Origin of the sequence: Bradyrhizobium sp. LA6.8, from assembly GCF_040547935.1 — a bacterium.
Taxonomy (GTDB): Bacteria; Pseudomonadota; Alphaproteobacteria; order Rhizobiales; family Xanthobacteraceae; genus Bradyrhizobium; species Bradyrhizobium barranii.
Genome location: NZ_JBEPQQ010000005.1, coordinates 181735 through 196838, shown reverse-complemented (window position 1 = coordinate 196838; position 15104 = coordinate 181735). Strand labels below are relative to the sequence as shown.

The following is a 15104-nucleotide window of genomic DNA, read 5'->3' as shown; positions in this document are numbered from 1 at the left end:
GAACGTCCTCCGCGCAAATAATTCGCCGCAGAACTTGCTGTACGGGGGCCTTTCGCGACCGGCTCCGACAACAGGCTATGTCAACCGCGCTGCGTCCAAATGACCGATCCGCAGGGTTGGCTTTGTTCAATTATAGCGAGTAGTATAGTATCAACGTAGACCTAAAGTCCACGCGACAAAGCGAAGCTCGCGTTACGGGTCATCAAAGCCGGAACAACACCATGTGCATGATGTGCGTGCATCGCGGCTCGGGCGTTCCCAGACTCAAACCTCGCAAGCGCCGCCCGCTCGGCCTTGCTCAGCCGCAGACCGGCGTGCAGGTGCGCGGCGTCGAGATCGTCCAGTGTGTTCAGGACGTGACGAATTCGGTGCCGCTGGTCGCCGATAAGGCGACGCTCGTTCGCCTCTATCTTGAGCCGACTTCGGTGTCGCAGCCCGGTCAGATCGCCGCGGAAATTGCGTGGAGCCGGAGCGGCGGAGGCGACACGTTCGTCCCGGCCCTCAACTCGCTTCGGGTGGACCCGGGCTCGCCCTTCAGTCTCCGCGAACAGCGGGAAGACATCGACAAGAGCCTGAACTTCCGCCTGCCGGCCGCGGCCATCGGCGCGGGCACACTCAGCTTGCGCATCAGCCGCATCTTTCAGCCCGGAGGCGGCGACCTTCCGGCGGCGGCGTTCAACATCGCGCCCGTCACATTCACGGCGGCGCCGCCGCTGCGCATCCGGGTGATCGGTCTTCGATACAGGGCGGGCACGACGACCGTCACCCCCGCTGCGGTCCACTTTTCGTATCTCAAGTCGTTTCTCAACCGCGCCTATCCTGTCGCCGCGCTCGAATGGTCCCACATGGTGGTGGACGCGGATTTTGCCGCACCGTTCGACGACTCGACGGTCGATCTCGCCAATGCCCAGATCGCCGCGCTGCGAAGCCGCGAGGTGAGCAGCGGCGTCGACCCGCGCACGCACTATTACGGTCTCGTCGACGATAACGCGTCCAACAACTTCATGCGAGGAAAGGCGTTCGCCATTCCGGGCACGCCCCAGCCGGACACCGTCGCTTCCGGACCCGCGGGCGTGCCGAACGGCTTTGCCGGCGATCGCGACGCGTCATACGCCGACTGGTACGGTGCTCACGAACTCGGACATACGTTCGGCCGGTTTCATCCGGGATTTCCCCCCGCCGCGCAGGACGCGAGCGATCCGACATTCCCTTATGAGAACGGCTGTATCAGCAAGCCGGACAACAAATATGTCGGTGTCGACACCGGGGATCACGAACTCGGCTTGCCGGCCGCTGCGTTGCCGGGGCTCACATATCATGACGTGATGACCTATGCAGACAACCAGTGGCTATCGGCGTACACTTACCAGGCGATAATGACCCGGCTTTTGGAAGAGGACGCCCTCGGTCCGCCGGTCGCCTAGGAGGATCCGATGAAGACCGAAATCAAGACCGGATCATTCGTTCACGTCGTCGCCACCATCAACAAGACCGCTGGTGACGGCAAGATCATGTATGTGAACCCGTCGGTCTCCACCATCGCGTCGGACGCCGCCACCGACAAGGATGTGGAACTCGTGGCTTACGACGGCACCGGCAAGGAAGTCTACCGTGAGCCAGTCGTGATCCGCCGGTCATCTGCTGAACCCGACCGGCCGAACGAAGTCGGTCTGATTCAGGCGGACCTTCCGCGGGTGAGCGGCATGAAGTCGGTAAGCCTCCAGCTCAAGGGGAAGGAGATCAGCAGGTACGAGGCCGGGGCGGCACCTCCCGGGCCGGCTGCAGGCGCCACCTTCGGACTTGAGCTCGCCGGGGCTGCGGCAGCCAGCCGGCGACCATTGAAGATCGACCAGCTCGGCGGATTGCAGCCCGTCGCCGGCGTAACCTACTCGGTCCAGGTCAAGCCGGACAACAGGTCGACGTGGGACACGATCGCAGTGAGTCGTCCCACCCCCGAGGTGGACGTCGATCGCAATCAGTTCGCCGGCGCCAAACGTGCCGCAGTACGCGTGTTGCGGACGACCGGATTCGACGAAGAAATCATCGCGGAAGATACGGTCGACTTGAAGTAGTCGCCCGCCACGAGCCTGCGCGTGCTTACCGACGGCATCGCACATTGATCCCGTCGAGGTCCAGGCCGGATACGCCGTCGACGCTTGATCTGGATCAAACCCGCCGCGGCATTGCCATCCCGGAATGGGTACGGCCGCGCAGAAAGCGCCGCCCGTAAGCCAAGGAGATGATCGATCATGACATCCTCGAATTCCCTGCGTACCTTCGTTCTCGCCGGAGCCGGCGCCCTGCTATCAGGCACAATCGCTCAGGCCGGGCCGATCCCGACGCATCTTTCGACGATGAAATCGATGGTCGATCAGACCACCACCGAAGTGCGCTGGGTCGGCGGCTGGCGCGGCGGCGGCTACGGCTATCGCGGCCTCGGTTACGGTGTGGTCGCCGGCGCGGTCGTCGGCGGCGCAATCGCGCGGAGCGCCTATTACGGCGGCTATGGCGGGTACTACGGTGGCTACTATGGCGGTTATCCCGCCTATGGCAACGGCTACCCGGCCGCATCGTATTACGGTTATGGCGGCGGCAACTACGGCTATGGCTACGGCGGCGACAATTGCCCGCCCACCGGCAGCTACTGGGCCTACTAGCGGGAAACGTATTCGCCGCTTCGGAGGATGGCTCGCCACGGGCCGCCATTCTCCGATGGGCCAATTCACCCCTGTGCCGGCGGGCGAGTGCACCTCATCCCTCGCCCGCCGGTGGGACGACATACAGCGTCAGCGCGAACACCGCATAAATGAAAATCATCAGGGCGCCGACGAACCATGCCGAGCGTCCACTGGTGGTGATGAAGGTCGCCGTGACCGTTGCGATCATCACCATGGTGACGGCGCCAGGCCAGAACTGAAGGTTCATTGGCGTCGGTCCCACGACATAGCTGAGCAGCACGAGCGCGGGTGCAACGAACAGCGCGATCTGGGAGGCGCTGCCGAGCGCAATGCTGACGACCATGTCGAGGCGGTCCTTGCGCGCAGCGGCAAGGGCAACTGCAAATTCGGCAGCGGCGCCAACCAGCGAAACGATGATGAACCCGACGAAAGCCGGACTCATGCCGAAGGTTTCCGCCGCCTTCTGCACCGATTCCACGAAGATCTCGCTCACCAGCGCCACCAGCACGGTGACGGCCAGCAGCGTCCCAACGGCTAGCCCGATCGGCCAGTGCGCTTCCTCCTGCTCGCCGTGATCGGCGCTTGCGAACAATTCCTTGTGCGTCCCGAGCGAGAACCACAGGCCAAGCGCGTAAGCCGCGATCAGCAGGACTGAAATGCCGACGCTAAGCTTGTGAATGACGCTTCCGTCCTGCGGCAAATGCTCGAGGTCGGCGACTGCCGAGGGGGCCAGCAGGGCGACTGTCGCCATCAGCAACAGGCCGGACGACAGGCGCGCGCCGGCGCGGTTGTACTCCTGCACGTGGTAGCGCAGGCCGCCGAGCAGCAGGCAGGCGCCGAGCATGAATGTCGCGTTGGTGACGATCGCGCCGGCAATCGAGGCCTTCACCAGCATGTACTCGCCTGCCCGCAGCGCCGTGATGGCGATGATCAGCTCCGTCAGATTGCCGAGCGTTGCGTTGAGCAGCCCACCCACGGCATCGCCGGTTCTGGCGGCGACCGCTTCGGTGGCGTGACTGAGCAGCGCCGCCAGCGGCACGATCGCAAGCACGGCGAGCACGAACAGCAGCGTGTGGGAATGCGGGGCGACCGCCTCCGCCACCAGCACGATGGGCACGAAGACCAGCATCCAGAGCAGGGGTGTATCCCGGATTTCCCTGAGCAGGGTTGTCATATGGGCCGCCCTTTCCATGGATGCGTTGATGGAAAGGTCCGGCGGCGCCGCGGGGTGAGTCTTGATCTGGCTCAAGCGGGCCAGAGGAGACGGGCCACTGGACGTCAGGAAGCGGACGTCGCGCATGATGAGAATGCGCCCTTGTCCCCGACCGCTGGCACGATAGCATCATGCCAGTGTTTTGCCCGACGGGTCAACGTGATCACTGTCACGAAGGTCGTCGCGACGCGCTCCGAAAATCCCTTATCGATCAAGGAGCCTTCTACTGTGCATGGGGTTGTTTTTCGAGTTTTTGTGTTGCCCCCCAAAAAAGCGGAAGGACACGCAGCACCTCTCACTCCGCCTGCAAGATCTCCGCGATCGCAGCACCGGCCGCGATCGTGCCGAGCTTGCCGCCGACGTCGCGCGTCGCCCGGCCCTCGCGAAGCGCCTTCGCCACCGCGGCTTCGATCGCACGCGCGGCTTCCTCGTAGCGCACGGCGCCGCTCTTCTCACCATGCCAGGCCAGCAGCAACGCCGTCGAGAGGATCAGCGAGACCGGATTGGCAACGTCCTGCCCCGCGATGTCAGGCGCCGAGCCGTGCGCCGCCTGCGCCATGGCGTAGCGATCGCCGACATTGAGCGAGCCGCCGAGGCCGAGGCTGCCGGAGAGCTCGGCCGTGAGATCGGACAGGATGTCGCCGAACATGTTGGTGGCGACGATGACGTCGAAGCGATCGGGATTGCGCACGACATGCGCCATCATGGCGTCGACGAGGATGTCGTCGACTTCGAGGCCGGGATAGCCCTTCGCCGCCGCGCGGCAGATGTCGAGGAACATGCCGTCGCCGAGCTTGAGCACATTGGCCTTGTGCACGATGGTCAGATGTCTTCGCCGCTTCATTGCCAGACGGCAGGCGGCGTGCGCGATACGCTCGCAGCAGAGGCGCGTGATCCGGCGCAGCGAGATCACGACGTCAGGCGTGACCAGCATCTCGCCATTGCCCTGTTCCATGTTGCGGTCGGCGTAGAACCCTTCGGTGTTCTCGCGCACGACGACGAGGTCGAACTCGCCGAGCCGGCCGGGCCGCCCCGCATAGGTGCGCGCGGGCCGGACATTGGCGTAGAGGTCGAGGCTCTTGCGAAAGTGCCTGGACGGGTTGATCTCGCCATGCGCCTCGTCCTTGAAGTCGAAGGTCGCGGTTGGCCCCAGGATCAGGCCGTCGGCGGCGCGGACGATGTCGAGCAGCTCGGGGCGTACCGTCGTGCCGAACCGTTTCAGGCTCGCATGCCCGACCGCGTGCTCCTCGAGGCGCAGATTGAGCTGGAATCGCTCGGAGGCCGCGCGCAGCACGCCCGATGTCGCGGTCGTGATCTCCGGTCCGATGCCGTCACCGGGCAGAACGACGATTTGCATGGTGATCCCCCAAGATTGCAGCAGCTGGCGCGATCATACGCCAGCCGCCGGCCGCATCGCCTGACCTTCGCGCATACACAGCATGCAAGCATATGCCTGTGGAAGCGGCCATCGGCGTAGTACATGCCGAAAGTCCACTTTCACCACGCCGCCGGAGCAACGCGCCAGGCAATGACAATCACGTTACCTGCCGCCGCGCGCGAGCCCGACCATCCCATTGCCGACGGCCTTCCGGCCACGCAGCGGCGCTGGGCGATCGCCGCCATCTTCACCGCGCTGGCGATGGCCTCCCTCGACACCGCGATCGCCAATATCGCGCTGCCAGCCATTGCCGCCGATTTGCACGTCACGCCGGAGCAATCGGTCTGGGTGGTCAACGTCTACCAGATCGCGCTGGTGGCCACTTTGCTGCCGCTCGGTGCGCTCGGCGAGATCGTCGGGCACCAGCGCATCTATCTCGGCGGCCTGATCCTGTTCACCATCGCCTCGCTGTTCTGTGCGGTGGCGTGGTCGCTGGACAGCCTGCTGGTCGCGCGCACGCTGCAGGGCCTGGGGGCCAGCGGCATCATGAGCGTCAACACGGCGCTGGTGCGCTTCGTCTATCCCGGCCGGATGCTCGGCCGCGGTTTTGGCCACAACGCGCTCGTGGTCGCGACCGCCTTCACCATCGGTCCATCGATCGCCTCCGCCATTCTCGCAGTCGGCCCGTGGCCGTGGCTGTTCGCGGTCAACATCCCGTTCGGTCTTGTCGCGATCGGCATCGGCTATGCAATGCTGCCGAAGACGCCGCGCGCCGATCACGGCTTCGACTTCCTCGGCGCGGTCCTGGCGTCTGCCTGCCTCGGCCTGTTCATCACGGGCATCGGCAGCGCCGCGCACAATCTGTCGCCCGTCGTCGTGGGCATTGAGCTGATCACGGCCCTCGCACTCGGCTTCATCCTGACGCGCCGGCATGCCGACCATCCCGCGCCGATGCTGCCGATCGACCTGTTCAGCCGGCCGATGTTCGCGCTGTCGGCAGCGACCGCGGTGTGCTCGTTCGCCGTGCAGGGCCTCGCCTTCGTCTCGCTGCCGTTCTATTTCGAGGACGTGCTCGGGCGTTCGCAGGTCGAGACCGGCTTCTTCATGACACCCTGGCCGCTGGTGGTCGGCATCATGGCGCCGATCGCGGGGCGCCTCTCCGACCGCCATGCCGTCGGCCTGCTCGGCGGCATCGGGCTCGTGCTGCTCGGCCTCGGCATGGCATTGCTCGCGATGCTCCCGTCCAATCCTGCCATTCCCGACATCATCTGGCGGATGGTGATCTGCGGCATGGGGTTCGGCTTCTTCCAGGCACCGAACATGAAGGCGGTGATGTCGAGCGCGCCGCCGCACCGCAGCGGCAGCGCCTCCGGCATCGTCGCGACCGCACGCCTGACGGGCCAGACCACGGGCGCGGCGCTCGCCGCCCTCTGCTTTGCGCTTGCCGGCCACGACGGCGCAACCGTCGCGCTGGCCCTCGGCGCCGGCTTTGCCGCGCTCGGCAGCGTCATGAGCTTCTTGCGGCTGGCGGTGAAGTAAGCCTTCAGGCCAGGTGCCGGGCTGCGGTGGTGTCGAGCGTCGCAGCGGTCGGGATGCCCGTCTCGTCATCGAGCGCAGCGAGGCGCCCGTCGATGGCTTCGATGACCTTGCGCGAGAACGGCCCGAGATGCGCATAGGCGGCAATCATCTGCACCGCGATCCGTGCCGATGACGTGTCGCGCTTGGCGCAGTTCATGAAGGTCTGCCACAGCGGCCCGCGCGCTTCGGGAAGGGCGGTGACAACGCGGTGCACCGTCTCCATCGCCCCGACCCGCGAGCGGATGTCGCCCTCGGCGAGCTCGGGGCGCTGCCTGGATCGGTCGAGCAGCGTCATCAGGCGGTCGACGCGTCCTGCGTAGGCGGCGGGGCTGTAGATGTGCTCCAGCACCCGCTTGTAGTCCGTCAGGATGTCGCGCAACGGGCGGACCGGATCGAAGTTGATGCCGTCCGTGCACTGATCGGCGCCGATGGTCGGCGCCAGATCGTGGCCCGGATGCAGCCGGCCTTCACGCTCGAGTCGGCGCGTGAGCTGCGTGTTCGGCAACGCATAGAGCAGGCCGACCATGGCGACGGGAATCGCGGCCTCCTCGATGAAATCGATCATCGCTTCCGCCATCGAGACCTTCTCGGTGTCGAAGCCGACGATGAAGCCCGCGGTGACGAGCATGCCGGCGGCATAGATCTTGTGGATGCTCTCGGCGATGTTGCGCCGCGTGTTCTGCTTCTTCCGCATCGCGACCAGCGTTGCAGGGTCCGGACTTTCGATGCCAACGAAGATGCCGAAGAAATTGGCCGCGCCCATCAGCTCCAATAGCTCGGGATCGTCGGCCAGGTTGACCGAGGCCTCGGTGGACAATTCGAAGGGATAGCCGTGCGCGCGCTGCCATTCGGCGAGCTGGGGCAGGAACTGCCGCAGCGACTTCTTGTTGCCGATGAAATTGTCGTCGACGAAGTCGAGATGGCCGCGGTAGCCCATCCGGTAGAGCGTCTCGAGCTCGACGAACATCTGCTCGACCGTCTTGGTGCGCGGCACACGGCCGTAGAGCTCGATGATGTCGCAGAACTCGCAGGTGAACGGACAGCCGCGCGAATACTGCACACCGAGGTAGAGATAGTCCTCGAACTTCAGGAGATCGAAGCGTGGCACCGGCGTCTTTGTCACGTCGGCCTGGAATTTCGGCGCAGTGAAGACGCCGGAGCGGGCCCCGCTTTCCCAGGCCGCGATGAACTCGTCGATGACGCTCTCGGCCTCGCCGAGCACCCGGAAGTCGGCCTTCTCGTAGATGTGCGGGCTGGAGGTGGGATCGGGTCCGCCGACGACCACCGGCTTGCCGGCGGCGCGGCAGAGTTCGATCAGGCGCAGCGTATCGGCCTGCTGCGGCAGCATGCCGCCGGTGAACACGACGTCGGCCCAGGTGAGATCCTCGTCACCAAGGGGCTGGGTGTTGCAGTCGATCAGCCGGACCGTCCAGTCCTTCGGCAGCATCGCGGCCACCGTGATCAGGCCGAGTGGGGCCGCGGGTCGCTTCACACCCATCAGCTCGCAGGATTCGCCAAAGCTCCAGAACGACTCCGCCAAGAACAGCGGATAGAGCATCAATACGTTGCAGCGCTGCGGTACGTTCATGGAATCCCTTTTTGCTTCGTCCCAGTGTACCAGAGCGCGTTCGTCTTGCACCCCGGTAAAAAGGACAAACTGTCGCCGCAATGCAGCGCCGATCGGCCGTGGAACCGGCACTCACAGCCGAAAGTCGCCTCAAACCGCGTAGCTGGCGTTTAGGGCTGGAACCCGGTCCTGGGCAGAGCGGGCAATCAGCCGCGCTCGCTGGCAAGCATCTTCCGGCTGCTCGCCAGGACGTCGCTGCACCAGGCGAAGAACGCGCCGAGAAACGCCCGGCCGGCCGCATCGGTGCGGGCGTGCTGCCGCAGCGTCTCGAACCCCTGCTCCATCCGCGACGCATTGCGCGCGAGCAGGGCGCGGATGTCGCTGCGAACCTGCGGGTCGTCTTCCTGCTCCAGCATGTGCACGTCGAGCTGGGTGACGTGGATGAACGAATATTGCGCGTGCAGCACTGCGGTCATTGGACGCGGCCGGTCGACCACGATCGGGCTGGGATAGAGCTCGTCCTGCGGATTGCTGATGATCCGGATCGCATTCTCGTTGGCGACGCCGAATGCCCGGAGCTTGTGATGGGCCATTTCATGGACGATCGCCTGCGCGGTCGCGAGCGGGCAATTGACCGTGAGGCCGATGACGCCGAACCGCGCGTCGACCGAGTGGCTGGCCGAGCCGAGCCGGCCGGGCCCTTCGGTCGGCTGCTCGGTGTCGTGATAGCACTGGATGGTGTGCACGATATCAGGCCATTGTTTCGCAGCGAGCGGCCAGCGGCGGACGTAATGCAGCGCCTGCTCCAGCGCAGGGACGGCTTGCGCGTCCGGGACAAACCGCGGCGCCGGCAGCAGCGGATCCTCCGTGCGCAGGGCAACCCTGCCATCCGCAATGGCCGGCGCACCGTTCACCGGGGGACGCTGCGGCGGCAGCGGCCGCCACGGCGTCGGCTCGGTGTCGATCAGGTCGAGGGCGACGGCGGTATCGTAGCCGTCGGCCTGCGGTCGTGCCGTGCGTTCCCAGTCAATCGACGTCGCGTCCATGGCGATCTCTCCTTCGAACCGGTCAGTGCGGGCGACCACTCGTCGCCGAGAGGGCCGCGGAGACCCGCCCTGCGCGTCCAGGCAGCAAGGCAAATCCCATCGATGCCGCAAGCGTGTCCATATCCCCAAGCCGGTGCAGCGATCGGTCGGTGCCGATCACGATCACTGATTTCGCGATCGCGCGGACAGCGGCAAGCGCTTCGCGGCCGCCAAGCCGTTCCGGATCGACGAAAGCGAGGTCGATGCCATCTGGTGCAAGACGCGACAGCGCCGCGATCGCCGCGATGCTGGTCCCGCCGAGCACGGGCAATGACGCACCCAGGCGCCGGCGCGCGGCTTCAGCTAGCGCGGCATTTTCCTCGGTGCCGTATAATCTCAGCTTTGGCCTCGCCTGCGCGATCAATTCCAGCAGCAAGCCATCGCCGCATCCGATATGCACGGCCGATCCCGCGCGGCGCAGCGCAGCGGTCTGCTCCCAGACCACCGTGCTGAAGCGCGAGCGCATGGCGAAGGGGTTTTCGAAACCGGCCGCTTCAAATCCGCCGCCGAGTTCGGTGAGGATATCGGCGCTGTCCGCGGGCTCGACCGCTGCGGCCTTTCGCTTGTCCAGGTGCGCCGCCGCGCGTTGACGAGGCCGCCGATGCGACGGTGTGCCCTCGTCCGACAGCCATGTGCAGCGGAAGGTGGCCGTCGCAATCTCGGCAACGCCATTGACCAGCGACGCACCCACCGTCCAATCCGCCATCTCTTCCAGCCAACTCATTTCCTCGGCCAATCCCAGCTGGCGGCCGAGATCGATGAACCCACGTGAAAGATCGCGCGTAGCGGAACAGTCCGCAGAACAAGGCGCGTGTCTCACCGGCCCCAGTCCAAGAACCGCGAGTGCGATATGGACAGGCACGGCCGCCTTGTCCGCGCATGCGAGGATGCCGGCCAACGGATCGCTTCCGCCGCGCCCAAGATAGTCCGCCCAGGATCTTGCGCAGCATGCGGGATAGCCGAACCGTATCGTCGCCTGCTCCAGGCCGTCCGCCGCCGGCTCAGCGATCGATGTGTCGAGCGGCGCAGCGCCGATCAGGAACGCATAGTCGAGCAGCCGCTTCGGTTCCGCGATCGATGCCTCGAGCGGCCAGTCGGCGGCATAGCCGAGCGACGCCTTGACCGGCTTGGCCTCCAGGCCGGTCGCGCGCGCCCGCTCGGTCAGGGCGGCGATGCCATCATAGCCAGTCCACACCAGCGTGGCCGGAATGCGCTTCCGGCGCACCATCTCGAATTCGATCGCTAGCGCCGCATGCCTGAGGCGATCCAGACGCGGCTGCCAGAGCGCGCGCGCCTGCGGGCCGGTGAAGCTGATGCGCTGCGTCGCTGCCTTGGCGACGGCTGGCTCCCGCGGCGCGGCCGCGAGCGGAGGACGGGGCCAGGTCAGCCAGCAGGTCGGCCAGGCGGACGTCATGGTGCGTCCGCCTGCTGGAGCAATGAATGCAGGGTCGGATTGTCACCGATCGACCAGGCGGCGATCATCTTCGCTTCGAGATCGGACCGGCGTTCCGACCGGCTGATCGCGACCTCGTCGTTCGCCTGAAGCTCGGTCTCGATGTCCTCGAACAGGCCGAACCACACCGGGCAATCGATCGAGCGCATCCGCCAGTCGCCGTCGATCGCGGTGCCCGGACAATTGCCCTTGCACGCGAGGAAGAACCGGCAACCCTCGCATCCGCCATCGGCCTGCGGCGTCCGGTAAAGCGAGAGCTGGCGCTCGAAGGCCTCGCGGCCGGCACGCAGATGGGTCACACCATCCTTGTTGGTGCGGCCGCAATTGCCGAGCCGGCCATCGCTCTCGACGCCCACCACGGCGCGGGTCGCATAGGGATCGCAGGCGTGGAAGACGCAAGAGGTCTGCGCGTCATTGCCCCTGAGCATCGCGGCCATCTCGGCGAAGATGTCGAATTGGACCGACGGCAGCTCCTGTTCGAGCCGGCGCAGTCGCCTCAAGGCCGCAAGGTTCTCCTGCGCGGTGAGTGCGAGACCCTCGCCCCCTTGCGTTTCGTCCTGCTCCAGCAGGTGCAGGCGCAGCTTGCGCACGCCGAGGCCGCCGAGAAACCCGATCCACTCGCACAGCACGCCGAGCCGAGCCGGCGCGGCGTTCATCCGATTGAGCGTCACGATCACGTTCGGCGGCATGCCCTCCCGGCACAGCGTCTCGATTGCCGCCTCGATGCGCGCGGTGGCACGCCGCGTCGCCGGCAGGCTGCCGGCCCAGCGGGCATCGTTGAGCGGTCCCGGCCCGTCGATCGAGATGCCGATGCGCACGTGGTATTTCCTGAAGAGCGCGATGTCGCGCTCCTCGATCAGCGTGCCGTTGGTCTGCATGCCGACGCCGCCATGGCGGTCGAAGCCAAGCTGCATCAGGCGTTCGAGATCGGGCCGGCGCGTCAGCATGATCTCGCCGCCGAACAGGCTGAAGGGCTCCGCCAATCTGTCCAGCGTCGCCATGATCGCATCGAGATCGTAACGCGTCGGCACGTTGCCGGCGGTGCGGATGCCCTCCTGATAGCAGTAGCGGCACTTGATGTTGCATTTGTCGCCAAGGGGGCGGACTTCGACGGTCATGGCTGCACCCGTTCGAGGTCAGCCGGCTCGTAGCGGGCGTTCGTCAAGGCCGCGTGCAACCCGACTTCTTCCGGCAGCGCTATACGCTCGCGTGGCAGGACGAATCCGAGTGGAAATTCGGCGCGCGCGTCGGCGTCAAAAATCTCGCGGCCGGCCGCGGTGACGAGCGACAACACTCTGCCGTCGATCTCGATCGCAAACCGTCGCGCCAGAATCGCATCCAGTGCGGCCTCGACTGATGCCGCATCCAAACGATCGGCCAGCTGTTCAATGACGCTCGGTCGCGTGCAGGGGTTGCGCAGCAGATTGAGCACGGCGATCTCGGCCGGTGTCGGACAATAGAACGGCTGGAGCGCACATGCCCGGGTGTCGCTGACGAGATGCGCCGTGCCAACCGCCGTCATCGTCAACTGCGGCGCAAAGGGCTGGTCGAACCAGCGCGCGCGCCAGGCCGCACTCGCGGCCTTGAGCGACACCAGATCCTGCTCGCGCGCGGCATCGGGCGCGTCGCCCTCGAAGAAATAAGCGAGGTCGAAAAGATCCTCGTCGGGGACATTGTAGATCGCGCCATAGGCCGGCATCGGCGTGACATTGCGGAATCCGATCTCGGCGGCACGCTCGAAATTGGGGCTGAACCTGTCGAGCCGGATACGGCCGCAGCCGACCGGCGGCTGAAGATGTTCGAGCAGCGGGACCATCTTGGCGACGGCGTCGTAGGCGTCGCGGGGCTCGCCGGGAAATCCGTACAGGATCGACCAGACCAGCCCGACGCCAAGTTCGCGGCAATTGCGCAGCAGGCGCAGGTTGAGCAGCGCGCTCACGCCCTTGCGCATGAGATGCAGCACCGGATCCGACAGGCTCTCGATGCCGGGCTGCAACCAGACCGTCCCCGCGAGCGCCAGCTTCTCGAGTTGCGCCTCGTCCATATTGGCCTTGATCTCGTAGAAGAAGCGAAAGCCGTGCGCCGGGCGTTCGGCGAGCCTGCCCAGCACGCCGTCGATATGGGACATGCCCAGGATGTTGTCGGTCGCGGCAAAGCGCCCGATGCCGAACTCCGCATGCAGCGTCTCGATCTCGCTGAGCACGCGCGGCGCCGACTTGGCCCGGAACGCCATGCCCTCGCCGTTGAGGCCGCAGAAGGTGCAGTGATGCTTTTGTCCCCACCAGCAACCGCGCGAGGACTCGAACGGAATCGAGGGACGCACGCGCGCGGCTTCAGACATCCAGGGCAGTTGGGCGAAATAGTCGGCGTAGTCGGGGATCGGCAGCGCATCCATCGCGGTCGGACCGGCTGCTGCGCCAGCAGCCGGCTGGTCGCGGGACAGGCATCCCGGGAGGCCGCAGGGCACTTCGCCGCGCAGGATCGCCTCGACGGCCGGCCCGAACACGGTATCGGCCTCGCCGTTGAAAACATAGTCGATCTGCGCAAAGTTCTTCAGCAGCACCGCGCCCATCGGCCCATGGCAATTGGCGCCGCCGAAACAGACCACGACGGACGGATCGCGCGCCTTGACCGCGGCCGCGATCGCGAGCGAAGCGGCCGTCTGCTCGAACATCGAGGTGAAACCGATGATCTTGGGGGTGCGTTCTAGCAGTCGGTCGGCCGCTTCCGCCACGAAGGCCGGAATCAGGTTGCGGCGGATCTCGTAGAGCTGGTCCAGCCCCTTGCGCTCGATGGCGGCGCTGAGCTCGCTGAGGTGGCGCTGCGCCTGCGGCCGTCCGGGCCGCGTGCCCAGGCAATCGCCGAACAGCCAATCGCCGGCGAGGAGGTGGCTCGGCAGCCTCTCCGCAAGCTGCTCGTTCAGATCGAGCCCGATGCGGTCGGCGAAGAGCAGGTTCAGATAGAGCGTCTCGGCCCGAATGCCCTTCTGCCGCAGCAGCGCCTGCAACAGACCGAGCGCCGCCGACGGCCGCACCACCGACATCACCGGCGCCGAGCAGAAGAGGACATCAACGCTCATTGTGCGGCCACGAGGTTGGCCGATGCGGCTTGCCCGTCCAGCAGGATCTCGCAGGTTTCGATCTGGCCGCGGCGCGCCTCGGCGGCCTCGCGCACGCGCGCCAGCAGCTCTGGCGAGCGAAAGATGCGATCGCAGGCGGTGCAGATGCCGTCGAAATCCTCGACGCGCATCGGCACGGGATCGGCGGCCGTGACGGCGGCGAGGATGGCGACGGGTCCCTCCAGCCTGATCCATCTGTAGAGCGGATCGTCCGCGGCCGCCTGCATCGCGGCTTCGATCCCTTCCTTCGCGATGTGGCCGACCTTCAGCGAGTCGTAATGGGGAAGCACGCCACAGCAGGGCCGGATGCCACCCTCGTGGTCGACCGTGACCGTGTGGAGAACGGACTCGCAGGGACCGCGATAGGCCGAGGCATGGCGAACGCGCCCCGCCTGCGTGTCCTCGTCCGTGCCCTCGCCGCGACCGGTCGAGTTGGCGACGGTCTCATAGATGTTGATGCCGGGCTCGTCCTGAAGGCCGAGATCGGCGCGCAGGCTGGCGGCGGTGATCTTCGAACCCGCCTCGACCACCACGGCGATCCGAAGCAGCAGGCCGCATTCGCGCGCAGCGGCGACCGCGTTGGCAATGAAATTCAGCGGCACGAACTCGGCGTGGGGATCGTCGTAAGACAACGTCATTTCGGTGAGCCCGGCCGCGCGCAATTGCCGAACGGCCGCCGTTGCCCGCGCGGGCGACTTGGCCCAGAACGCGCTCGTGGTGATACCCGCGCGCAAGCCCAGCGACGCGGCCAGTGCCACGGCGTCGGCAACGATGTCCGCATGCAGCATCGGATCTCCCCCGACGAAATGGATGATCTCCATCGACGGGATCTGTGCGGCCTGCTGAATGCAACGATGAACGTCCGCGGCGGACAGGTGCCCGCCGTGAAACATGTCAGATGAAAAGCAGCAATGCGAACATTTGAGCGGGCATTTCAGAGTGACGTTCAGAACGAGATTGGTAGGCGTCACCCTGGCCGCGCGGAAATCGGATAAAAATTGTGCGCCGAACGCCATGGCCGACGACCTCATATC

Annotated in this window: 12 protein-coding genes; 4 read left to right on the top strand and 8 right to left on the bottom strand. The window is 66.0% G+C overall.

From position 1 onward, the window contains the following. Positions 1–230: 230 nt before the first annotated feature. From ABIA90_RS24710 to ABIA90_RS24700, 3 genes are all read left to right on the top strand, one after another. On the top strand, positions 231–1424 hold the full coding sequence (locus ABIA90_RS24710) for a zinc metalloprotease (protein ID WP_354119819.1): 1194 nt from the start codon (positions 231–233) through the stop codon (positions 1422–1424). A gap of 9 nt (positions 1425–1433) precedes the next feature. Next, positions 1434–2072, top strand: a complete 639-nt coding sequence (locus ABIA90_RS24705) for a hypothetical protein (protein ID WP_354119820.1) — start codon at positions 1434–1436, stop codon at positions 2070–2072. A gap of 177 nt (positions 2073–2249) precedes the next feature. Further along, positions 2250–2657, top strand: coding sequence for a hypothetical protein (locus tag ABIA90_RS24700; RefSeq protein WP_354119821.1), 408 nt, complete (start codon positions 2250–2252; stop codon positions 2655–2657). 94 nt (positions 2658–2751) lie between these two features. Here ABIA90_RS24700 and cax read toward each other — a convergent pair whose 3' ends face one another. Next, entirely contained in the window at positions 2752–3852 is a 1101-nt protein-coding gene (gene cax, locus ABIA90_RS24695) for a calcium/proton exchanger (RefSeq protein ID WP_354119822.1), read from the bottom strand. A gap of 334 nt (positions 3853–4186) precedes the next feature. After that, complete coding sequence (locus ABIA90_RS24690) at positions 4187–5248, bottom strand: isocitrate/isopropylmalate dehydrogenase family protein (protein ID WP_354119823.1); 1062 nt, start codon at positions 5246–5248, stop codon at positions 4187–4189. 171 nt (positions 5249–5419) lie between these two features. Here ABIA90_RS24690 and ABIA90_RS24685 point away from each other — a divergent pair, with 171 nt between their 5' ends. Next, positions 5420–6808 carry an MFS transporter gene (locus ABIA90_RS24685; protein WP_354119824.1) on the top strand — a complete coding sequence of 463 codons (1389 nt, stop codon included), beginning with the start codon at positions 5420–5422 and terminating at the stop codon, positions 6806–6808. A 4-nt stretch (positions 6809–6812) separates the two neighbouring features. Here the strand turns inward: ABIA90_RS24685 and ABIA90_RS24680 are convergent, their stop codons facing one another. The 6 genes from ABIA90_RS24680 to ABIA90_RS24655 all read right to left on the bottom strand — a co-directional run bounded on the left by ABIA90_RS24680 (position 6813) and on the right by ABIA90_RS24655 (position 15086). Beyond that, on the bottom strand, positions 6813–8435 hold the full coding sequence (locus tag ABIA90_RS24680) for a B12-binding domain-containing radical SAM protein (RefSeq protein ID WP_354119825.1): 1623 nt from the start codon (positions 8433–8435) through the stop codon (positions 6813–6815). 185 nt (positions 8436–8620) lie between these two features. Further along, positions 8621–9460 carry an aKG-HExxH-type peptide beta-hydroxylase gene (locus ABIA90_RS24675; RefSeq protein WP_354119826.1) on the bottom strand — a complete coding sequence of 280 codons (840 nt, stop codon included), beginning with the start codon at positions 9458–9460 and terminating at the stop codon, positions 8621–8623. A gap of 22 nt (positions 9461–9482) precedes the next feature. Continuing rightward, positions 9483–10913: a hypothetical protein gene (locus ABIA90_RS24670; RefSeq protein ID WP_354119827.1), complete on the bottom strand. Its 1431-nt coding sequence runs from the start codon at positions 10911–10913 to the stop codon at positions 9483–9485. Beyond that, positions 10910–12070: a radical SAM protein gene (locus ABIA90_RS24665; RefSeq protein WP_354119828.1), complete on the bottom strand. Its 1161-nt coding sequence runs from the start codon at positions 12068–12070 to the stop codon at positions 10910–10912. Before ABIA90_RS24665 ends, ABIA90_RS24670 begins: the two co-directional genes overlap by 4 nt. Further along, positions 12067–14031: a RiPP maturation radical SAM C-methyltransferase gene (locus ABIA90_RS24660; protein WP_354119829.1), complete on the bottom strand. Its 1965-nt coding sequence runs from the start codon at positions 14029–14031 to the stop codon at positions 12067–12069. Before ABIA90_RS24660 ends, ABIA90_RS24665 begins: the two co-directional genes overlap by 4 nt. Then, positions 14028–15086, bottom strand: a complete 1059-nt coding sequence (locus ABIA90_RS24655) for a radical SAM/SPASM domain-containing protein (protein WP_354122478.1) — start codon at positions 15084–15086, stop codon at positions 14028–14030. The genes ABIA90_RS24660 and ABIA90_RS24655 overlap by 4 nt, the downstream gene beginning before the upstream one ends. Positions 15087–15104 lie beyond the last annotated feature (18 nt).